Source organism: Nonomuraea sp. LPB2021202275-12-8, from assembly GCF_037044575.1.
Lineage (GTDB): Bacteria > Actinomycetota > Actinomycetes > Streptosporangiales > Streptosporangiaceae > Nonomuraea.
This window is the reverse complement of record NZ_JBAHWD010000016.1, coordinates 107,960-128,286: the sequence shown is the minus strand read 5'-3', so window position 1 is coordinate 128,286 and position 20,327 is coordinate 107,960. Positions and strand designations below refer to the sequence as shown.

General features: G+C 72.3%; 20 protein-coding genes. 4 read left to right on the top strand and 16 right to left on the bottom strand.

Going from position 1 to position 20,327, the window contains the following annotated elements; translation table 11 throughout:
- Positions 1-163: 163 nt before the first annotated feature.
- From V5E28_RS27270 to V5E28_RS27255, 4 genes are all read right to left on the bottom strand, one after another.
- Entirely contained in the window at positions 164-2,002 is a 1,839-nt protein-coding gene (locus V5E28_RS27270) for an FtsX-like permease family protein (protein WP_336210534.1), read from the bottom strand.
- Between the two features lie 5 nt (positions 2,003-2,007).
- Positions 2,008-2,754, bottom strand: a complete 747-nt coding sequence (locus V5E28_RS27265; protein ID WP_336210532.1) for an ABC transporter ATP-binding protein — start codon at positions 2,752-2,754, stop codon at positions 2,008-2,010.
- Positions 2,751-3,278: a PadR family transcriptional regulator gene (locus V5E28_RS27260; RefSeq protein ID WP_336210530.1), complete on the bottom strand. Its 528-nt coding sequence runs from the start codon at positions 3,276-3,278 to the stop codon at positions 2,751-2,753. The genes V5E28_RS27265 and V5E28_RS27260 overlap by 4 nt, the downstream gene beginning before the upstream one ends.
- A gap of 199 nt (positions 3,279-3,477) precedes the next feature.
- Positions 3,478-3,924 carry a thiamine pyrophosphate-dependent enzyme gene (locus V5E28_RS27255; protein WP_336210528.1) on the bottom strand — a complete coding sequence of 149 codons (447 nt, stop codon included), beginning with the start codon at positions 3,922-3,924 and terminating at the stop codon, positions 3,478-3,480.
- Positions 3,925-4,017: 93 nt separating this feature from the next.
- Between V5E28_RS27255 and V5E28_RS27250 the strand changes: the two genes are divergently transcribed.
- Complete coding sequence (locus V5E28_RS27250; protein WP_336210527.1) at positions 4,018-4,377, top strand: zinc-binding dehydrogenase; 360 nt, start codon at positions 4,018-4,020, stop codon at positions 4,375-4,377.
- 4 nt (positions 4,378-4,381) lie between these two features.
- On the opposite strand, the gene V5E28_RS27245 is transcribed toward V5E28_RS27250, so the two are convergent.
- The 4 genes from V5E28_RS27245 to V5E28_RS27230 all read right to left on the bottom strand — a co-directional run bounded on the left by V5E28_RS27245 (position 4,382) and on the right by V5E28_RS27230 (position 8,215).
- Complete coding sequence (locus V5E28_RS27245) at positions 4,382-5,812, bottom strand: protein kinase domain-containing protein (protein ID WP_336210525.1); 1,431 nt, start codon at positions 5,810-5,812, stop codon at positions 4,382-4,384.
- A gap of 99 nt (positions 5,813-5,911) precedes the next feature.
- A complete protein-coding gene (locus V5E28_RS27240) occupies positions 5,912-6,310 on the bottom strand; it encodes a GNAT family N-acetyltransferase (RefSeq protein ID WP_336210522.1) in 399 nt (132 codons plus the stop codon).
- A 175-nt stretch (positions 6,311-6,485) separates the two neighbouring features.
- Positions 6,486-6,884, bottom strand: coding sequence for a hypothetical protein (locus V5E28_RS27235; protein ID WP_336210520.1), 399 nt, complete (start codon positions 6,882-6,884; stop codon positions 6,486-6,488).
- 71 nt (positions 6,885-6,955) lie between these two features.
- Positions 6,956-8,215, bottom strand: a complete 1,260-nt coding sequence (locus V5E28_RS27230; protein WP_336210517.1) for an MFS transporter — start codon at positions 8,213-8,215, stop codon at positions 6,956-6,958.
- Between the two features lie 84 nt (positions 8,216-8,299).
- Between V5E28_RS27230 and V5E28_RS27225 the strand changes: the two genes are divergently transcribed.
- Positions 8,300-9,127 carry a LysR family transcriptional regulator gene (locus V5E28_RS27225; RefSeq protein WP_336210514.1) on the top strand — a complete coding sequence of 276 codons (828 nt, stop codon included), beginning with the start codon at positions 8,300-8,302 and terminating at the stop codon, positions 9,125-9,127.
- Here the strand turns inward: V5E28_RS27225 and V5E28_RS27220 are convergent.
- Genes V5E28_RS27220 through V5E28_RS27210 form a run of 3 tightly spaced genes read right to left on the bottom strand, consistent with a single transcriptional unit; the run spans position 9,114 to position 13,682 of the window.
- A complete protein-coding gene (locus V5E28_RS27220; protein WP_336210511.1) occupies positions 9,114-9,641 on the bottom strand; it encodes a GNAT family N-acetyltransferase in 528 nt (175 codons plus the stop codon). The two genes, V5E28_RS27225 and V5E28_RS27220, sit on opposite strands and share 14 nt — an antisense overlap.
- A gap of 10 nt (positions 9,642-9,651) precedes the next feature.
- The gene (locus V5E28_RS27215; RefSeq protein WP_336210508.1) at positions 9,652-10,686 is read right to left on the bottom strand and encodes a hypothetical protein; all 1,035 of its coding nucleotides are present in this window, start codon (positions 10,684-10,686) and stop codon (positions 9,652-9,654) included.
- A 56-nt stretch (positions 10,687-10,742) separates the two neighbouring features.
- Positions 10,743-13,682 carry a bifunctional [glutamine synthetase] adenylyltransferase/[glutamine synthetase]-adenylyl-L-tyrosine phosphorylase gene (locus V5E28_RS27210; RefSeq protein WP_336210505.1) on the bottom strand — a complete coding sequence of 980 codons (2,940 nt, stop codon included), beginning with the start codon at positions 13,680-13,682 and terminating at the stop codon, positions 10,743-10,745.
- Positions 13,683-13,755: 73 nt separating this feature from the next.
- Between V5E28_RS27210 and V5E28_RS27205 the strand changes: the two genes are divergently transcribed.
- Complete coding sequence (locus tag V5E28_RS27205) at positions 13,756-14,295, top strand: HXXEE domain-containing protein (RefSeq protein WP_336210502.1); 540 nt, start codon at positions 13,756-13,758, stop codon at positions 14,293-14,295.
- Here V5E28_RS27205 and V5E28_RS27200 read toward each other — a convergent pair.
- A complete protein-coding gene (locus tag V5E28_RS27200; protein WP_336210499.1) occupies positions 14,273-14,989 on the bottom strand; it encodes a type 1 glutamine amidotransferase in 717 nt (238 codons plus the stop codon). The genes V5E28_RS27205 and V5E28_RS27200 overlap by 23 nt on opposite strands.
- A gap of 86 nt (positions 14,990-15,075) precedes the next feature.
- Between V5E28_RS27200 and V5E28_RS27195 the strand changes: the two genes are divergently transcribed.
- The gene (locus V5E28_RS27195) at positions 15,076-15,927 is read left to right on the top strand and encodes an alpha/beta hydrolase (protein ID WP_336210497.1); all 852 of its coding nucleotides are present in this window, start codon (positions 15,076-15,078) and stop codon (positions 15,925-15,927) included.
- Between the two features lie 104 nt (positions 15,928-16,031).
- Here V5E28_RS27195 and V5E28_RS27190 read toward each other — a convergent pair whose 3' ends face one another.
- The 4 genes from V5E28_RS27190 to V5E28_RS27175 all read right to left on the bottom strand — a co-directional run bounded on the left by V5E28_RS27190 (position 16,032) and on the right by V5E28_RS27175 (position 20,322).
- Positions 16,032-16,745 carry a PaaI family thioesterase gene (locus tag V5E28_RS27190; protein ID WP_336210495.1) on the bottom strand — a complete coding sequence of 238 codons (714 nt, stop codon included), beginning with the start codon at positions 16,743-16,745 and terminating at the stop codon, positions 16,032-16,034.
- 425 nt (positions 16,746-17,170) lie between these two features.
- Positions 17,171-17,428: a hypothetical protein gene (locus V5E28_RS27185; RefSeq protein WP_336210493.1), complete on the bottom strand. Its 258-nt coding sequence runs from the start codon at positions 17,426-17,428 to the stop codon at positions 17,171-17,173.
- A gap of 21 nt (positions 17,429-17,449) precedes the next feature.
- Positions 17,450-19,240 carry a hypothetical protein gene (locus V5E28_RS27180; protein ID WP_336210491.1) on the bottom strand — a complete coding sequence of 597 codons (1,791 nt, stop codon included), beginning with the start codon at positions 19,238-19,240 and terminating at the stop codon, positions 17,450-17,452.
- 59 nt (positions 19,241-19,299) lie between these two features.
- The gene (locus tag V5E28_RS27175) at positions 19,300-20,322 is read right to left on the bottom strand and encodes an SRPBCC family protein (RefSeq protein ID WP_336210488.1); all 1,023 of its coding nucleotides are present in this window, start codon (positions 20,320-20,322) and stop codon (positions 19,300-19,302) included.
- Positions 20,323-20,327: the final 5 nt, after the last annotated feature.

Here is a 20,327-nt window from a genome sequence, read left to right as displayed (position 1 = left end):
CGTGTCACGCCTCGATCAAGTGGCCGGGAGGTGGGTGGTGCGCCTCGGCTCGCGGCGTCGCCTGACTCCCGCGTCGGCTACGGCACTTGGGTCAGTGGCCGTACGAGCTGTCCTTCTCGGAGATCGCCGACCCGTTGGCCGAGGCCCGGCAGACCTGCTCGAATCATGTGAGCTCGGCTTGGAGGGTCTCGGTCACGGGGCGGCGGGCGCCGAGGCGGGCGGGGACAGCGGTGAGCGCCGCCACCACGAGCACGGTTGACAGCACCAGGGCGAGCAGTTGCCAGAGCGCCGGAAGCGTGGCCCTGTCGCTGTCGCCGCCGGTGATCGCGTTCACGGCGGCGAACAGAGCGAAGCCTCCCGGGAAGGCGCCCAGGACAGCGCCGACGAGCGCGGGCAGGACCTGCGCGGCCGCCAGTGCCGCACTCACCTCACGGGGGGTCGCGCCGAGGGCGCGCGCCAGCGCCGACGAACGCCGGTTGTCGAGCACCGTCGCCCAGGTGATGACGATGGCGTTGACCGCCGCCAGGGAGAGCAGGATGACCATCCAGACGAGGAGCACGTGACGCAGCACCTCCACCTGAGCATCGTCATATCCGCCGGCGAGCGGTTGGGTGCTGAGGAAGGCGTTGAGTACCAGGAGGACGTAGATCCCGCTGACCGTGATCGCGATACTGACCACACCCAGGACGACCCGTCGCGGCCGGCGGGCGGCGACCCGCGAGGCGAGCAGCAGCGGGACGGGCAGTCGCGCCGAGATCGCGATCAGCCAGCCGATGCGGCGGGGTGGGCGTGGCGAGTCGGCCAGCGCGTTGACGGTGCTGGAACGGGCGGCGCGCACGGCCGGAACAAAGGTCGCGACCACCGCGACTCCGAGTGCCACGGCGGTCACCAGGCCGACCGTGGACATGGTCATCGACGGCGTGCCCGCGCTGCCGACGAGGCCGGCACTGGATTCGGTGAGCAACGGAGCGGTCAGCGATCCGACCGCCAGCCCGGCCGCGGCCGCGACGATGGCCACGAGGACATACTCCGCGAGCAGCACGGCAGCGACCAGGCTCGGTGTGCCGCCTACTGCTTTGAGGAGTCCGACGCGTCTGGTCTGATCGGCCATCCGGCCGCCGACCAGCACCGAGAGACTGGCCACGGCGAGCAGACCGAGCAGCCAGGCTCCGATGAGCAGAAGGATCTGGGAGTCTCTGGCCAGCTCGGTGGCGTCTTCGAGGATGTTCTCCCAGGTCTGCATAGGCGGAGCGCCGCCGTGTTCGCCGTGGTTGGCGTCGGCGAACACCTGGGCCTCATCCGGGTCGGCCAGCTTCAGGTTCATCGCGTAGGACAGGGAGTCCGGGTCCGGGGTAAGGGTCCGCACATCCGCCTGGGTGAGCCAGACCAGGCCGGGATTGTGCAACAACCCCGAAGGCAATCCGGCCGGATCATCGGGAATGGCGCCGTTCATGCAGGCGACAATGCAGGACGCCTTCGGGTAGGGCGGCATGGCGGCGGTGACCGCGACGCCGACGACCTCGAACGACCGGCTGTCCAGCGTGACCGGATCACCGACGCGCACATCGAGCGCGTTGGCGAAGGCGGCTTCGACCACCACGCCGCCATCGCTGACCCAGCTGCCCTGTATCAGCTCGGGCTGGTCGACCGACGCGGGCGCGGCGTCGCGGCCCATGGCCTGCACGTCTGAGGTTCGATCGGATGCCTGAAGTCTCGCCGGGGTGACCGGGTACGGTCCGCTGTGGTCGACGACGCCGGGAGCTCCGGCCAGCTCCGCGAGGCTGGAAAGCTCCGCGGACTGGCCTACGCTGGCGACCACGTCAGGTCCGTTGGTCGCCTCCCGGGTGCTCTGGTACGGGTCGCCGGCCGCGTCGCGCAGGACGAGCCCGAGCGTCAACGTCGTGGTGGCCGCCATGATGGCAAGCAGCAGAAGCGTGGCCTCGGTGCGGCGCCGCCGGAGATCACGTACGGCGAGGCGGCCCACGAGCAGGATGCGGCCCATCGCCCTCAGTCCTCCAGCCCGATGAGGGCGCCGAGCTGCCCGGTGGTGCCTCCGGTCAGCCTGGTCTCGTCCACGAGCGCGCCGTCGCGCATCGAGATCAACCGGTCTGCGGTGGCCGCGATCCGCGCGTCGTGGGTGACGATGACCAGCGTCTGACCGGACTCGTGCAGGCTCTCGAAGAGGTGGAGGACGTCCAGGGTGGCGGCGCTGTCCAGATTTCCGGTCGGTTCGTCGGCGAGAACGACCAGCGGTTCGTTGCTCAACGCCCGGGCGATCGCGACCCGCTGCCGCTGGCCGCCGGACAGCGCCGAGGGCAGGAAACGCGCGCGGTCGGCGAGCCCGACCTGCTCCAGCAGCTCCTCCGCACGCCGTCTGGCCGCCCGCGGCGAGCGTCCGGCCAGCAGCGCCGACAGCTCGACGTTCTCCACGGCGGTCAGCTCCTCCATCAGGTGAAAGCCTTGGAAGACGAAGCCGACCGCGGACCGTCGCATCCGGGCCAGGGCATTCTCGCCGATGTCGTCGATGCGACGGCCGTTCAGCGACACCTCTCCACCCGAGGGCCGGTCCAGCCCTCCGAGCAGGTGCAACAGCGTGGACTTCCCGCAGCCGCTGGGCCCCATCACCGCCACCGTCTCTCCCGCGCCGATGTCGAGATCGACCCCGTCGACGGCGCGCACCAATCCCTCCCCCTTGCCGTACTCCTTTCGTAACCCGCGGGCGCGAAGCACGGACGTGTCGGCGGTGTTGCTCACGATCCACTCCTTCGGTGGGTCCAGTTCTGCTCACATGCCTCGAGCCAGCGCAGGTCCGCCTGAAGCCGGAGCACGATGCCCTCCAGCAGCAGCGCCGCGTTCGAGCGCTCCGGCTCGGCCATGGCGGCGCGCTGGGCGTCACGCAGCCGGCGCAGCAGCTCGCGTCGCTGGGTGTCGACGATGGTGAGCGGGTCGGCCAGCCCGGCCGACGCGGCCGCGATCAGCTTGAGATGGAACTCCACGAGGTCGGGTCTTGGCCAGCTCACCTCGGCGATCCACTCGGCGACTCGCTGCTGGCCGTCGGGGGTGAGCGCGTACACCTTGCGATCCGACCGGTCGGCGCCATCGGCAGACCTCTCGACCGCCAACAGGCCGGCCTTCTCCAGCCGGGTCAGCGTGACGTAGACCTGCCCAGCGTTCATCCCGTCACCGAGAGGGCCGAGGGCGTCGCGCAGCCGAGCGCGCAGCTGATAGCCGTGCGACGGCTCCTTGGCCAGCATCGCCAGCACCACTTCTTGCTGCATGAGGGCCCTCCTATAACCGTTAGCCCCTATGTCTAACGGTTATCCCCGCCGTCGGCAAGCCCTCGCGGCACCGGTTGCGGGAACCGCCGCGGCCGACAGAGCCGATCTCCCAGGTCGGAGAGAAGAGCCGGGACCGACGGCGGCCAACCGCGAGAACCGCCGCGCTACGCCGCACCTGTCCCGATGACCGTGGTCGTGGTCACGGGCCGACCTCCAGGACGATCACGGTCGGTTTCGAGGCGGTCAGGCCGGCGGCCGCCTCCTGGGCCGCCTCCGCGGCGTTCGTCACCCTCACGCCGTGGCAGCCCATGGCCTGGGCCATCGCCGTGAAGTCGGGGCGGGTCAGGTCGACCGCGTACGGGGCGATGTCCCGGTCGAGCATGTTCTGGCGGATCTCGCCGAAGCCGTGGTTGTCGACGACGATCACCGGCAGCGGCAGGCCCAGCTCGGCGGCGGTGACCAGTTCCTGCGCGCTGAACATGAACGCGCCGTCGCCCAGCAGCGCCACCACCGGCCGCGCGGGCTCGGCGAGCCGTGCTCCGATGGCGGCCGGGAGTCCGTATCCCAGGGTCGAGTAGCCGATGGGCACCAGATACCGGCGCGGCGCCGCGAACCGCCAGTACGGTGCGGTGCCCAGGTAGGACACCTGCGAGCTGTCTCCGGCGACGACGACCTCGGCGGGCAGCGCGGCGCGCAGCGCGTCCTGGAGCTCCTGCCACCGGCCGCCGTCCTGGGCCAGGTGGCGGGCACGGGCCTCGGCCCCGACTACACCCTCGAGACCACCGCGGTCCCCAGCGTGTTACGGCAGGCGGTCGACGTGCTGACCAACGGCGGCACCTGCGGCGTGATCGGCGCCGCCGTCCTCGGCACCGAGGTCTCGCTCGACATGTCCTCGCTGCTGTTCGGCCGGAGTGTGCGCGGCATCGTCGAGGGCGACAGTGTGCCGCGCCTGTTCATCCCTCAGCTGGTCGAATTCCATCGGCAGGGCCGCTTCCCGTTCGACAGACTGATCAGGACGTACGCGTTCGAGGACATCAACCAGGCGGTGGAGGACTCCGAGAAGGGGACCACGCTCAAGCCCGTGCTGACCTTCGACTGAGTGGTCAGCCGAGGCCGTGAGGGCAGAGGAAGGCTCTGACGCTGCTCGGCGCGCTTGCGACGAGCGTCGGCCGGCTCTCCGCCGAGCAGAGGTTGCTGCCGATCTCGCCGTCGAGGAATCGGGTCGCGTTCCGCTTCGCGATCATGTCGATCCCGCCGAAGGACTTGGAGTCGAGCTCGGCCGCGACCCAGTAGCCCACGCATCGCCTGCGCACGACCACGGCGTCCGCCGGCAGGCTGCCGTGGTTCAGCGCGGCGGCCTGCCGGAGGATCGAGCTCGCGGACGCGCACGGCAGACCGGTGGCCGAGCGGCTCGGGCGCGCGCTCGTCTTCTTGGCGGGAGGTGTCTTCTCCGGGGTGTCGCTCGGGCTGGGCGTCTCCTCGGCGGCCTCGCTCGCCGTCGTCGCCTCGTCCGGGTCCTCGGTCGTGTCCGGCTCCGGGCTGTCGGTGTGCGTGGAGGCGGGAGTGTCGCTCGGGCTCCGGAGTGCCTCCGGCGTTCCGGCCGAGCTCATCGCGAACACGGCGCCGGCGGCCACGACCGCCGCCATGACGGCCGCGGCCGGCCACAGCGGCACCATCAGGCGCCTGTCGCGCGCCTCCATCGGGATGGTGCCCGAGCGGAGCGCGGTGACCCGGGCGAGCACCTCGCGCGCGGCCGGCCGGGCCGCTCGATCCTTGGCGAGCGCGCTCCGTACGAGGCCGCGGACCTGTTCGGGCACCCCGGACAGGTCGGGGTCGACGCTCATGACGCGGTAGGCGAGGACGTCGGGGGCTCCGGTGCCGAACGGCGGGCGTGCCGTCGAGGCGTACGCCATCAACGCGCCCCAGGCGAAGACGTCGGCGGCCTCGTCCGCCTGGTCGCCCCGGTACTGCTCGGGACTGATCCAACCGGGAGTCCCGATCAGCGCGCCGGTGCCCGTGAGCCCGCTCTCGTCCAGAGCCCGGGCGATGCCGAAGTCCAGAACCTTCGCGCCGGAGGCGGAGAGGATCACGTTCCCGGGCTTGAGGTCGCGGTGCACGATGCCGGCCCGGTGGATGTCGGTGAGCGCCTCGGCGATGTCCACGCCGAACGAGAGCAGTTCGTCCGCGCGCAGCGGCCCGTTGTCCCGCACGTACGTGCTGAGCGTCGGGCCGGGGACGAACTCGGTGGCCAGCCAGGGAGGCATCGCGGTGGTGTCGGCGGCCAGCACCGAGACCGTGCAGCGCCCGCGCACCCGGGACAGGAGATCGACCTCGCGGATGAAGCGGGCGTGGAAGTGCGGATCGGCGGCTAACCCCGGATGGATGACCTTGACCGCGACCCGGGCGCCGTCGGCCGCGATCCCCGCGTAGACCACCCCCATGCCACCGGCGCCCATCCGGCCCACGATCCGGTAGGGGCCGATCACCTCGCGCTCGTCCATCTCCAGGGGGCCGAAGCCGCCGGGGTCAGTCATCGAGGCTCCCGATCGCCGGATCATCGCAACAGCGACGATCTTATTGATTCGAGGCTCCTCGTGTGCCCGCCCTTGGGCCCCCGGACGGCGCCGGCCGGGTCACCGGCAGCGCGGCACGCGGACCATGAACACGTCCACCGAATCCTCGGTCTCCAGGGTGAACCCGTGCCGCTCATACAGCCGCCGGGCAGGACTTCCCCGCAGCACCTGCAACCGGACAGGAACACCGTCACGGTCACACTGTTCCAACAGCTCGCCCAGGACACCCGACCCGATACCGCATCCCTGCAGGTGCGGGGCCAGGTAGAAGTGCTCCAGCCAGCGGGCGTCCTCGGCTTCCCGTAGCGCCGCACAGCCGGCGAACTCGCCGCCGACCTCGATCACCCAGGTGTGCGCCGGATCGAACCCGTCCCTCAGCCGCTGCCGCACCCGATGCTCGTCGTAGCGTCCAAGCCGCTCCAGATCCGCCCGCATCACCACGGCACGGAGCTCGGCCACCGCCTCGACGTCCGCAGCCGAAGCACGCCGAATACCCCAATCCACCATGACGTGCCACTTTACGGCACACTCTGGTCACAACCAGCGCGATGATCACCTGGCCGCACAGGGCCGGAGACTGCCGGGCGCCGCCCGTTCAGGGCACGGTCAACCGCCTTTCGCGTCCGCTCCGCCACTAGGGAGTGTCCGCTTCTCCGCTGATGTTCGTCCGCGCCTCGGCGGAGGGGCCGGCGCCCGGATGCGCGGCGGCGACGCGGAGCGCTACGGCCAGTGCGAGCAGAAGTGCGGCGGCACCGGCGGACAGACCGCTCAGCAGGACCTCGCCGCGTGCGAGCACCTGCTCGGCGACGGTGGAGTCCCAGACGTCCAGTGACAGCTCGTGCCCGTGGAGCGTGACGCCGGGCGGGAGCTTCACACCGGTCAGTCCCAGCTGGTCGACGGATGTGACACGGATGGCGACGGGTCCAGGAGCCTGGGTGGCGCCGTTGAGCGGGTATGCCACGCCCCAGATCGCCGCGACGGCTCCCGCGAACCTCGCCACGTGGACCACCAGGCTCATGAGCATGCGATCCACGCTCCCTCCAGAGGGGTGGCCGTCATTGTCCCGTGGCGGCGCCGGTCGGCGTCAATGTGGCAGCCTCGCTCCTACGAACGCGCCCCGAGGGGACGTCTCACCCGCCGGCCGCCCGCGACGGCGTAACAGGCGCCCGCCAGCGCCGTGACGATGGAGGCGACCAGCAGCGGGCGACCCACTCCCGCCAGCACGGCCACGCCGAGGGTGGCTCCAGCCTGGCGGGCCGCGTTCAGCACCCCGCCCGCCGTGCCCGCGCTCCCCGACGGGGCGCTCGACACCACCCCGGCCACCAGTGCGGGCAGGCAGAACGACAGCCCGAAACCCATCACCACCAGCCAGGGCGTGAGCGCCTCCGTCAGCGCCACCCCCGCGAGCCCGGCCGCGAGCAGGCTCAGCCCGCCCAGGATCGGCGGCCGGGCGCCGTATCGAGCGACGATCCGCCCGGTGACGACCGGGTTGACCGTCATGGGCAGGGTAAGCGGCAGGAAGGCGAGGCCGGTCGCCAGCGGCGTGAGGTGCCGGACGTCCTGCAGGAGCAGCGTCAGCACGAACAGGGCGCCGGAGAAGGCGAAGGTGGCCGCGGTGCCGGCCAGCAACTCCGGCCAGGTCGCGGCGAGGAGCCCGCCGGGCAGAGCGGGAGCATGGCTGCGCCGTTCGACGAGCACGAGTGCGGCCAGCGCGGCGCAGGCCAGGGCGGCGACCGGGACCGAGGCGCCGATGAGCGCCTGCGCGAACAGGCCCAGGGACAGACAGGCCAGTCCCTGCACGGCCCAGTCGACGCGGCGCCCGCCGGGCGGCGAGTGCACGCCCCGCACGGCCAGCCAGCTGATCAGGGCGATGGGCGGGTTGATCAGGAAGACCGCACGCCAGCCGTACAGATCCACCAGAAGGCCGCCCAGGAGCGGCCCGGCCGCGAGGGCGGAACCCGTGACCGCCGCCCAGACCCCGGTCGCGCGCGCCCGGTCGGCCGGGGCGGGGAAGAGCTCGGCGATCAGGCCGAGCGAGCCGCCCAGGCAGAGCGCGCCCGCCACGCCGAGCGCCGCGCGCAGTCCCACGAGGACCTCGAGCGCCGGTGACGCCGCGCTCACCAGCGAGAGGAGGCCGAAGGCCGCCACGCCTGCCTTGAAGACCCTGGCCGCGCCGTACCTGTCGGCGATCGCTCCGCCGGTGAGCAATGCGGCGGCGAAGGCCACGGTGTAGGCGTTCACCGTCCATTGCTGGCCCGCCACCGAGCCGCCGAAGGTGGCACGCAGGTCGGGCAGCGCGATCGTCAGCACGGTGGTGTCGAGCAGCACCAGGAAGTAGGCGAGACAGACTCCGATCAGTTTCATGCGCGCCAGCCTGCTCGGCGGGGTCGTACGTGCTCAACAGCCTGGACCGGAGGCGGCGTTCGGGAAACCCGTATGCTGCCTCGCATGGATCTGCGTCATTTGAGAGCTTTTGTCGCAGTCGTGGGGGCGGGCACCGTCACCGGAGCGGCGAACGCGCTCGGACTCGCCCCCGCGTCGGTGTCGGAGCAGATCCGCAGGCTGGAGGAGAGCCTCGGCGTCACCCTGTTCGAACGGACTCCCCGCGGCATGCGACCGACCGAGCGGGGCGGCCTGCTGTTCGGGCGGGCGCGAGAGCTGCTCGACCACGCGGACGAGGTGCGGCGCGAGGTCGTCGGCCACCGGCGGCGGGTCACGATCGGAGCGCTGGAGATGCTGGCCGCGACGCGGCTGCCCGACGTGGTGCGGCGGCTGTCGCAGCGCCGCCCGGACCTGGACGTCGAGGTGCGGGCGCTGCCGAGGCAGACGCTCCTGGCCGAGCTGGCGAGCGGCGGCGTGGACGCGGCGCTGCTGCTGGACTCGGGGCTGCGCGTCGGCACGCTCGGCTTCGTGCCACCGGCCGACCTGGACTTCCTGGACGTGGGCGAGGTCGAGCTGCTGCTGGTCGCGGCCCCCGGCGGGGACCGCGACACGTTGCTCGTCTCCGCGCCCGGATGCTCGATCCGCCTGGCCACCGAGCGGGTGTTCGGCCCCGAGGCGCCGCGCAGGGAGCTGACCAGCGTCGCCACCGCCCGCGAGTGGGCCAGGCAGGGGTTCGGCAGGTCACTGCTGCCGGACTTCGCGGTCGCCGCCGACCTGGCCTCGGGCGCGCTGGTGCCGCTCGAACTCGACGCGCCCCGCCTGGCCCTGCGTCTCGTCTGGCCGCGAGGCCGCGAGGCGTCCCTGCGCGACGTCCTCTACGCTATGAGCGCCTGAGCCGGTAGAGGACGTGCGGGCGCAGCGGGTGGCCCGCCGGTACCTTGCTGTGCTCGAAGTCGTCGGCCGGGTCTCGGGTCATGCCCAGCCGTTCCATCACCGCGCGGGAGCGATCGTTGTGTACGGCGGTCATGGAGACGATCTCCGTCAGCCCTGACTCGTCGAAGCCGTAGGCGACGGCCTGCCGGGCGGCCTCGATCGCGTAGCCGTGGCCCCAGGCATGCCTGGCCAGCCGCCAGCCGACCTCCACCGCAGGGGTGAACGGCGCCTCGAACGTCTGCAGCGCCAGCCCGGTGAAGCCGATGAAGTCCCCCGTCGCCCGCACCTCCAGCGCCCACAGCCCGTAGCCGTGCTCGTCGAAGCCCTGCTCGACCCTGTCGACCATCGCGTCACTCTGTGCCCTGGTCAGCGGGGCGACAAAGTGCTCCATCACCTCGGGGTCGGCGTTCATGGCCGCGAACGGCTCCCTGTCGCTCTCCCGCCACCTGCGCATGATCAACCGTTCCGTGTCCATCCCCAGCACGTTACCGGCGCGAGCGCATGCCGGTGATGCGGCGGAAGACGTCCCACCAGAACGGCGCGCCGAACAGCAGCGCCACGTACGTCATCAGAAAGCCGGGCCAGTGGCTGGGCGTGGTGAGCCGGTCCCACCACGAGGCGCCGTTCCAGTGGAAGGACGGATCGCCGTCGGCGGGCAGGGTGACGTTGACGATCGCGTGGTCGAGCACCTTGACCAGGGCCGGCTGGCTGAGCGTGTCGGTGATGCACGGCACCGGGTCGGCCTGCTCGCACTGCGCCTTGAGCTCGCTGTACGCGTCGGGCCCGGCCTCGGCGACAGCGGTGACGGAGGCGCGGAAGGCGTTGTCCCGCAGCAGCGTCTTGGCGTATTCCAGCCCGTCCATCGTGAAGAGCAACGTCACCAGGAGCGCCAGCAGGGCGACCACCCATTTGACGTAGCGACTGTAGAGCATCGTCAGCCGCTGCATCTCGCTGTCGAACCAGCCCTCCACCCCCTGGCGGAAGCGGTTGAGGTCACGCTGGGCGGTCTCCCACACGCCGTGCAGGTGGCCGTACAGCGGGCTGCCCATGGACTTGAGCTTTTCCAGCAGTCCCTCGACGCCGCCCGGCTCGCGGGCCGCCATCTCCATCAGGGCGACGGAGAACCGCTCGGGCGGCAGGTTGGCGATGCTGGTCCTGCCGCTCTTGGGGTGGTCGATCTCGCGGACCCGCTCGTAGAGCAGGTTCGTCATGGCGTCCGCGGCCTTGGTGTCCCGCGCCGGCATCTCGGCCGACTCCGCGGGCGCGGGATGCGAGTTGTGCGCGGGCCGCGGATCGCGCACGAACGGCAGCGAGGCGAACACGTCCCGCAGGCCGGACGGCAGCCAGGACCTGCCCTTGGCGTCGGCCCCGTCCAAGGTGTCGCGCAGGTAGGCCCACAGGAACTTGCTGCGGATCGACAGCAGGCGGACGAACGCCTCGTTCAGCCCGCTGACGAGCAGCGACAGCATCAGGAACGAGAGCACCAGGCCCAGCGCGAGATCGATGTATGCGGATAACACGTGTGATCACCCCGCGCCTTGATACACCCACGGCGGCACTCTCCGCAATGCGATGGTCATGCCCCGTAGAAGACGCGGTCGACGACCCGGCGGGCGCGGCGGGTGCCGCGGCGGTAGTCGTCCAGGAAGTCCTCCGAGCCGTCCGGCGGGTAGCCGATGGTCTGCGCGATGAGGCTGCGTTCGCGGGTGTCGGCGGGCACGCTGTCGCCTGGCCGGCCCTTGACCAGCATGAGCGCATCCCTGATGCGGGAGGCGAAGCGCCAGGCCCGCGCCAGCACCGCCTCGTCGGCGGGGTCGAGCAGGTCCTGCGCGACGGCGGCGCGCAGCGCCTCCAGCGTGCGGGTGGTGCGCAGGGCGGGCGTCGTGCCGGCGTGGCGGAGTTGCAGGAGCTGCGCCACCCACTCCACGTCCGACAGCCCGCCGGGGCCCAGCTTGGTGTGCAGCGCCGGGTCGGCGCCGCGGGGCAGCCGCTCGGCCTCCATACGGGCCTTGAGCCGCCTGATGTCGCGTACGGCGTCGTCGGTGATGCCGCCGGCCGGGTAGCGCAGCTCGTCGATCACGGCGATGAAGGCGGCCCCCAGCTCGGCGTCCCCGGCCGAGAAGCGGGCGCGCAGCAGGGCCTGCGACTCCCATGGCGAGGACCAGCGGGAGTAGTAGGCGCGGTAGGAGGCCAGGGTGCGCACGAGCGGGCCCTGCCTGCCCTCGGGGCGCAGGTCGGGGTCGATGAGCAGGGGCGGGTCGGGAGCGGGCAGCGCCAGCAACCGCCGCAGCTCGTTGGCCACCGCGAAGGCCGCGTCGGAGGCGTCGCGCTCGACGGCGCCCGACAGCGGCTGGTGGACGAACATGACGTCGGCGTCGCTGGCGTAGGAGGACTCCATGCCGCCGAGCCGGCCCATGGCGATCACCGCGAACCGGGTCGGCAGCGGCCCGCGGCGTTCGGCCGAGATCTTGCCGATGGCGGCGTCGAGGGCGGCCTGGATCGTCACGTCGTTCAGCGTCGACAGCGCTACGCCGACCCGCTCGATGTCGACGAGCCCGAAGATGTCGGCGACCGCGGTGCGGAACAGCTCCCGGCGGCGCAGCGCCCGGACGGCGGCCACGGCGGTCTCGGCCTCGCCGCCGTGGCGGGACACCGCGGCCGAGGCCTCGCCGTGCAGCGACTCGGCGGATCGCACGGCCAGGTCCTGCTCGCTGCCGAGCATGGCGACCGCGTCCGGCGCGTTCGTGAGCAGCCCGGTGGCGTAGCGGCTGGTCCCCAGCACGCGGGCCATCCGCGCCGCCACGGCGGTCTCGTCCCGCAGCAGCCGCAGATACCACGGCGTGGTGCCGAGCTTGTCGCTGACCTGGCGGAAGCCGAGCAGTCCCGCGTCCGGGTCCGGCGTGTCGGCGAACCAGCCGAGCATGACCGGCAGCAGCGTCCGCTGGATCGCCGCGCGCCTGGACACCCCGGTGGACAGGGCCGCGATGTGGCGCAGCGCGCCGTCCGGGTCGACGTAGCCGAGCGCGCCCAGCCGGGCGGACGCCGCCGCCGTGGACAGCCGGGCCTCGGAGTCGGGCAGCCGGGCCACCGCCTGCAGCAGCGGCCGGTAGAACAGCTTCTCGTGCAGCCGCCGCGCCTCCATGGCGTGCCTCCGCCAGCGTGAGGTGAACTCCCCCACCGGGTCCGCCTGCATGCCGAGTGCCCGGCCGAGCCTGCGCAGGTCGCCGTCGCCGGTGGGCAGGACGTGCGTGCGTCGCATCCGGTGGAGCTGCAGCAGGTGCTCGACCCGCCGAAGGAACGAGTACGCCTCCGCCAGGCCGCGCGAGTCCTCGCGGCCCACGTACCCGCCGCGCGAGAGGGCGGCCAGCGCGGGCAGGGTGGCGCGGCGGCGCAGCAGCGGGTCGAGCCGCCCGTGCACGAGCTGGAGCAGCTGCACCGCGAACTCGATGTCGCGCAGCCCGCCGGGGCCCAGCTTGATCTGCCGCTCGCCTTCCGATCGCACGTGCGCCTCGACCCGGCGGCGCATGGCCTGCACGTCCTCGACGAAGTTGTCGCGGGTGGCGGCCGACCAGACGAGCTCGTTGACCTCCTCGACGTAGGCGGCGCCCAGCTCCATGTCCCCTGCGACCGGCCGGGCCTTGAGCAGCGCCTGGAACTCCCACGTCTTGGCCCAGCGCCGGTAGTAGGCCAGGTGGCTGGTCAGTGTCCGCACCAGCGGCCCGGCCCGGCCCTCGGGCCGCAGCCCGGCGTCCACCTCCCACAGCGATCCCTCGGGGGTGGCGGCCGTGCAGGCCCGCATCATGGCCTGGGCCAGCCGGGTGGCGGCGCGCAGCGCCTTGGTCTCGTCCGCGCCTTCGCGCGGCTCGGCCACGAAGATCACGTCGACGTCGCTGATGTAGTTGAGCTCCCGGGCGCCGCACTTGCCCATCCCCACGACCGAGAGCCGTACGTCGCCCGCGTCCACCTCGGCGCGCGCGATGGCCAGCGCGGCCTCCAGGGCCGCGCCGGCGAGGTCGGACAGCTCGCTGGTGACCTCGGGCAGCGTGGCCTGCCCCGTCAGGTCGCGCGCGGCCACGTGCGCCAGCCGCCCGCGGTAGGCGACCCGCAGCGCGACGAGCGCGTCGGGGGCGGACGCGCGAGGCTCGGCCGCGTCCGGCTCGGCGCCGACCGCGCGCAGCAGCTCCGCCCGGTGCTCACTCAGCGTGGATACGGCCAGCAGGTCGAGGTGGTCCGGATGGCGCTCCAGGTGATCTCCGAGGGCGGCGCTCACGCCGAGCACGGCGAGCACCCGCTCCCTGAGCTCGCCGTCGGCGCGGAGCCGGTCGAGGGCGGCGGGGTCCCGCTCGGCCATCCGGGTGAGGGAGGCCAGCGCCAGATCGGGATCGGCCACCCGGACCAGTGATTCGAGCAGGCCGTCGAGGTCGACTCCCGCCTGCTGGACCAGCCGGGCCGCTTGGGCCGCGTCGGCGAATCCGAGCTTGGCGAGGCGGGCTGCGGTGGACTCGATCCTGGGCACCCCTCCATCTTGACAGCCCTGCGCCGCAAGAGCCTAGAGTAAAACGCAACGTTGCGTTGCGTTTGGAGGGTGCATGGACGAGGGGTACGCGGACAGGGTTCCGGCGACGGTGACCTGGGGTCTGCTCGCGGCGTGGGCGGTGCACGACGCGGAGGAGCTGGCGACGATGGCGCGCTGGACGCGCTCCGCCCGGCCGCGACTGGAGCAGCGCTTCCCGGGCGTCCCGTGGCAGCGGCTGGAGGTCTCCCAGCGGCATGTGAACGTGGCGATCGGGCTGATGGGCGGGGTGATCGCGGCCGCCTCGGCGGCGGGCGCGCGCAGCGGCGGGCGCAGTCCGGCCTTCCAGAGCGTGCTGCTCGCCTTCGGCGCGCACGGCGCGATGCACCTGGCGCAGGGGGCGGTGACGCGCGGCTACACGCCGGGGCTGGTGACCGCGCCGGTGGTGGTGATCCCGTTCTCGGTGTGGGCGTGGCGACGGCTCAAGGCCGCCGGCGTGCCAGTCAGCGCCGGCTGGGCGGGGGCCGCGATGTTCCCTCTGGTCCTGGGCGGCGTGCACGCGCTGGCGCATGCGGCCACCCGGCCCCGGCGGTTCAGGCGCGATCGCCGACGCTGACCTTCGGATCGGCCGCCTTCGCGCCGGCTCTGACCACCTCGGCGAACGCCTCCGCCACCGGCCGCCAGGTGGCCTCGAGCGCCCCGGCCGCCGCGCGCACCCCCTCGTTCAGCGCCTGCTCCGCGTCCAGGCCCGAGCCCGACGTCCAGGAGGCGAAGATCTCCGGGGTCGCCTCCGGATGGAACTGCACCGCCCAGGCGGCCTCGCCGAGCCGGTAGGCCTGGTTCGGATACCGGGTCCCGGTCATCAGCGGCACCGCGCCGTCGGGCAGCCGGGTCATCGCGTCACGGTGATACTGGACGGCGACGGCCTCGCCCACCCCCGACAACAGCGGGTCGGAGGCGGCGGCCGGCAGTGCGACCACCTCGCACGCGCCCACCTCCAGCCCGTTGCCGCCCAGCTCGACCGTGCCCCCGCAGGCCATGGTCATGAGCTGCGCGCCGAGGCAGATGGCGAGCGTCGGGGTGCCCTCGCCGACGGAACGGCGCAGCAGGTCGCGGGTGGCGGGCTGCCACGGGAAGCGCTCGTCCTCCCACGCCGCGGCCTCCCCGCCGAGCACGATCAGCCCGTCCCGCGCCCGCACGGGGATCTCGTCCCCCGCGTACGGCCTGACGACGTCACAGGGCAGGCCCAGCCAGCGGCCCAGGTAGCCGAGCCCGGCTTCGGCCTCGTGTTCGATCACGGTGATGCGCATATTCGATGATTTTGCCTGAGATCTCGGAATGGATCGCACCTGGACGTCACGAGGCGTACAGGAGCGCTTGTCCTTAGTATCCCGGTATGAGAGTTGAAGACGTCGACGGCATGCGGGTGGCCACGTTCGGGTCGGGACCGCGGGTGATCATCGCCGTGCACGGGATCACCGCCTCGCTGATGGCCTGGCGCGCGGTGGCGCGGCAGCTGCCCGAGGGATGGTCGCTGGTGGCGATGGACCTGCGCGGGCGCGGGCACAGCGCGGGCCTGCCGGGGCCGTACGGACTGCCGAGGCACGCCGAGGACGTGCTGAGGGTGGCCGACCACGCGGGGGCGGGAGCCGACGCGGTGCTGACCGGGCACTCGATGGGCGCCTACGTGGCCGCGCTGGCCGCGGCCGAGCGGGACTTCTCGCGGGTGGTGCTGGTCGACGGCGGGCTGCCGCTGCCGCTGCCCGAAGGCGTGGACGCGGACGCCGCCATGGCCGCGGTCCTGGGCCCGGCGCTGGCCCGCCTGCGGCAGACCTTCCCGTCCGCCGAGGCGTACGTGGACTTCTTCAGGGCGCACCCGGCCTTCGCCGGCAACTGGAGCGCCGACGTCGAGGAGTACGCCCGCTACGACCTGACCGGGCCGCGGGACGCGCTGCGCTCGCGGGCGGCGGGCGAGGCGGTGCGCGAGGACGGGCGGTGGATGCTTCTCGAAAGTGACCGGATCGCCGCCGCGCTGGCCACCATCAAGGCGCCGCTCTCCCTGCTCAGGGCGCCGCGCGGGCTGCTCGACCAGGAAGTCGGCATGCTGCCGGACGAGCTGGCGGCGAGCTGGACCGCCCGGCTGCCCGGCCTCGCGGACGAGGTGGTGCCGGATTGCAACCACTACACGATCCTGTTCGACGAGCGCTGCGCCCGGACCGTCGCGGATCGGCTCACGTCAGGCCGCTGACCTCCCGGGCAGTCCGGCGCCGGTGCGCCGCGACCTCGGGTGCGACGCGGAACGGCCCCCGGTCGGGGGCCGTTCCACGGCTGTCGAAGGGTGTGTGCCGCTGGTCAGCGTGGAGCGATCCAGGTGGCGCGGGCGGCGGCCACCAGGCTGCCGTCCACCTCGTAGATGGCGCTCTCGCCGAAGAGCTTGCGTCCCTCGCGGCCGGTGGCGCGGCCGACGACGGAGTAGACGCCGCCCGGGGTCACGTCCCGGTGGAACTGGAGGGCGAGCCTGCCCAGCAGGGCCGACTCGCCCGGCTTGAAGTGGGCCCAGCCGGTGACGCAGTCGAGTGCGGCGCCCACGACCGACGCGGGCACGCCGTCCTCGTCGGCGACGGCGAACGGCACCCGCCACCCGGCGGCGACCAGGTCCTTGCCCTCCACGGGCCCCGGGAAGATCCGCAGCCCGTCGCCCGGCTCGCGCAGCCCGCAGGCGAAGCACTCGGGGAAGGCGTGCCCCTTGTGCCCGGCGAAGCCGGCCTCGGCGCGGGCGGCCTCGGTGAACCGCACGAACGGCGGCGGCGTCACCTCCTCGACCACCGGGATGGCCTCCACGAGCAGCTTCTCGCCGTCGTAGAGCGCCACCGTGTTGGCGACGTGCTCCAGCCGCAGGTCCTGCTCCAGGGGCGTGGGCGCGTGCAGCGTGACCTCGACCGCTGATCGTTTACCGTTGAGGGCACCCGCCAGGGTCCCGGCCAGCCAGCCGCCGTTGGCGACTCCCGCCGGGCCTCGGAACCGCTCGGGAACGGTCAACACGGTCTGCAGGGCAGCCGTCGTCATGCCACACCCTCCTATATCGCCACATGGGGCGTGAAGTCCGGAAATATCAATTTGAATGGGCCGATTTTACTGGACCGGTTGATCAGCCAGTGCTCGGGTCCCGCCGTACGACATAACGCCACAAACCTGCCCGAAACTTCCCCTCGATCCCCTGCCTACGCGCAGGCCGCGCGCCGCGCCGTACGAACCCGAAGCATGGGAGACGCTTGGGTGATCGGTAAAAGATACGCGGCGGATGTTGCCGGTATGTGTCTTCCGGGCCAGAGTGACAATGGTCACGCTGTTGGCTTGCTGTTGCGGGATGCTTTGCAGTGGTATGGGCAGGTATCTCACCCTGCCCGCGTGCCCCGCCACCCGGTGCCGCCCGCCGCGCTGTAATGACCGTCGCGACACCTTGCCCCGCCGCGACTCCACGACCGTCGCGATCAGTCGGTGTCGGTCAAGATGACCTTGGACGCGATGACGTACTCGATCTGGAACGCCCGGTAGCTCGTACCCTCGGCCACCTCGTCGGGCAGGTGGATCCGGTGGCTGCCGACGTCGGAGTCCTCACCCGGATCTCCATGGAAGGTCACCTTCACCTCGGGCGCCACCGCGAACCTGACGCTGTCCCCTCGCACCGTCGCGGCGAACACGATGTCCGCCGACTCGGCAAGCCTCAGATCCGGCCGTTTGTCGGTCATCGCCGCTCCTGCAGGCCCTCGCTACCGGCGGCGACGCAGTCTCGACATGTCGCGCAGCCGCCGCACGCCCGCCCGGCGAGCCGCCCTGCCCAGGTCACGCAGTGCGGGCCCCAACGCCTCCCCAGCCGACCCGTTTCCAGCACCGGCAGGCCGCTCGTCCTGCTCCTCGCCCGGCTTTCCCTCCTGCCCCTCGGCAGGCCCCTCGTCCCCGGGCTCAGCGGGCTCCTCCCCGCCCTCTCCCCGCCCCTGCGCGGGTTCCTGCCCCTCACCCTCAACGGCCTTCTCCTCGTCCCCGCCTGGCTTCTCACCCTCGCCCAGGGCAGGCTCTTCGCCCTCACCCTCGACAGGCTTCCGCTCCCGAGCATCCGCCGGCTTCTCCTGCCCGCCCCCGCCCGGCCTCTCCTCCTGACCTTGAGCAGCCCCCTCGCCTTCAGCAGGCTTCTCCTGCCGACCCAGGGCAGGCTCCTCGCCCTCACCCTCGACAGGCTTCCGCTCCCCAGCATCCGCCGGCTTCTCCTGCCCGCCCCCGCCCGGCTTCGTACCCTCACCTTCGCCGGCAGGCTCCTCGCCCTCAACAGGCTTCTGCTCCCCATCCGCAGGACTCTCCTGCCCGCCCCCGACTGGCCCCTCCTCCTGACCTCGAGCAGGCCGCTGGCCCTCACCCTCCTCGGGCTCCTCCTCGTCCCCGCCTGGCTTCTCGCCCCCGCCTTCGCCCTCATCCTGGGCAGGTCCCTCGCCTTCGGCGGGCTTGTCATCCCGCGCTTCCCCCTCGTCCTGGGCTCCGGCCTGGCCGTCGGCGGGCGTTTCGTCGCGGTGGTCCGCCTCTTCCCGATCGTCCGGAGGCGTTTCGGCAGGCCCTTCGTCCCGGGCGTCCCGTCGCGAACCGGTGTCCGCGCCGTCGTCCTCCCCGTCTCCCCCGCCGGCTGCGCCGTCGTCCTCCGCTCGATGTGCAGGAGGAGCAGGGCTGGGCTGCTCACTGTCCATGGACTTGGCGACGGAGTCGGCGGCGTTCTTCTGGAGGGCCGGCCCGGCGCCCTGAGTGACCGTCCCCGGCGCCCTCTGGCCGGCGGCCGTGGTTCCCGTGGCCGCCCCCGCGACGTCGGCGGCCGCAGATGCAGGTCCCGCCGGACCGGCGGCCGCAGGAGCGGGGGCCGCTGGACCGGCGGCCGCAGGTGCAGGTGCCGCTGGACCAGTGGCCGCAGGTGCAGGGGGCGCGGGAGGAGGAGGCGCCCCGGGAGCCGCGGCTTGCTGGACGGTGGCGGCGGCGTCCCGGCTGACCGACCGGGTGACATCGGGCACTTCCTGGGCGACGCCGCGGACCGTGTCACCCACTGTCTCGGTCGTGCGATCCAGGGCGGAGCCCGTCGCCGCGCCCAGGTGGCCGACGGCTCGGCCGGCTCCTGCGCCGAGGTCGCGGGCCGCCGACGCGACGCCCGTGCTCAGGTTCTCGACGAGCTGAGGATTGTTGTCGATCGACTTCAGCACGTCCCGGATGATCAGGGCGACGTTGTCGAGCCGCACCTTGAGCATGGCCTTGGCCTCCACGCCCCCGACCTCCAGGTTCACCCTGCCCAGGGCCACGTCCACGCCGACGTGAAGCCTCAGGAGATCGAGTACGTCGGCCTCCAGGGAGACGCGCGCACGCAGGTCCTCCACGTTCAGGTCGATCTTGTCGACCTTGATGAGGGGGACGTCGAGCAGGACGTCCGGATCGACCGGACCTTCACGGCGGTGTACGGGCTCGTTGCCGTCCGATGCCTGTGCCGGGTCCTTCGGCAGCAGTCCCGGATCGACGGCCGGGTCTTCAGACATGTCGTGCTCCCTCTCCCCGAAGGGTCGGCGCAGCGACCTGCGCTCTCCCGGTGGCGGCGCTAGTGCGCCTGAGGCTCCAGCCGCTTCGCCTCGCTCTCCGACTCTTCACCGGGCTGGTCGGGCTGGTCGGGCTGGTCGGGCTGGTCAGCCTGGTCGGGCTGGTCAGGCTGGTCAGCCTGGTCAGGCTGGTCGGGCTGGTCAGGCTGGTCAGGCTGGTCGGGCTGGTCGGGCTGGTCAGGCTGGGAGTCGCCGGTCTCTTCGGTCGAAGCCTGCTCGTCGACGACCTCGCCGTCGTGGATCTCGCCCCGCCAGCCCTCGACCTCGTCCGGGTGCAGCGCGGACTGCGTCATCACGTGCCGCCCGAAGTGCTTGAACTCCAGGCGGGCGCGCCGTCCCTGAGCGCGCCACATGTTCCCGACGTGCTCGAACAGGCCCTTCGGGTGGTATTCCAGCACCAGGATGACCCTGGTGAGGGTCGGGGTGAGCTCGTGGAAGGTCACCGCGCCGTCCACGTACCCCTTGTCACCCTGGGAGCGCCAGATGATCCGCTCGTCCGGCACCTGCTCGACGATCTCCGACTTCCACGTGCGGTGCGACCAGAGGACCTGCGCCTTCCAGGTCATCTCCTCGTCGGAGTCCTGCTTCACGTCCTCGACCTTCTTCATGAAGCTCGGGAAGTCCTCGAAGGAGGTCCACTGGTTGTAGACGACGCTTATCGGAGCGCCGATGTCCAGAGACTCGACCATGTTCGTCACGCGTGTCTTGTCGCCCCCGGACCGGCCCTTGCCCGAACGGCTGACGGCACCCTTGACCGCCCGGCCGGCCTTGCTCAGGAGGCCGGGACCGGAGGATCCCGCGGACGCACCCGGGCCGTCCCCCTGTCTGGGCTTGCCGCCCTTGTCGGCGTACTCGGTCAGCCTGCCGGTCATGGAGGTGACCTTGCCCGTCACCTTGCCTGTCACCGAGCCCAGCATCCGCGTTCCCACGGCGCCCGCGAGACCGCGGCACTCCTTGCCCAGCCGGTCCAGCGGCAGTGCGCCGGCCAGCTCGCCGATCGCCCCGTTCTTCGTTTTCTCGGTCATCGACA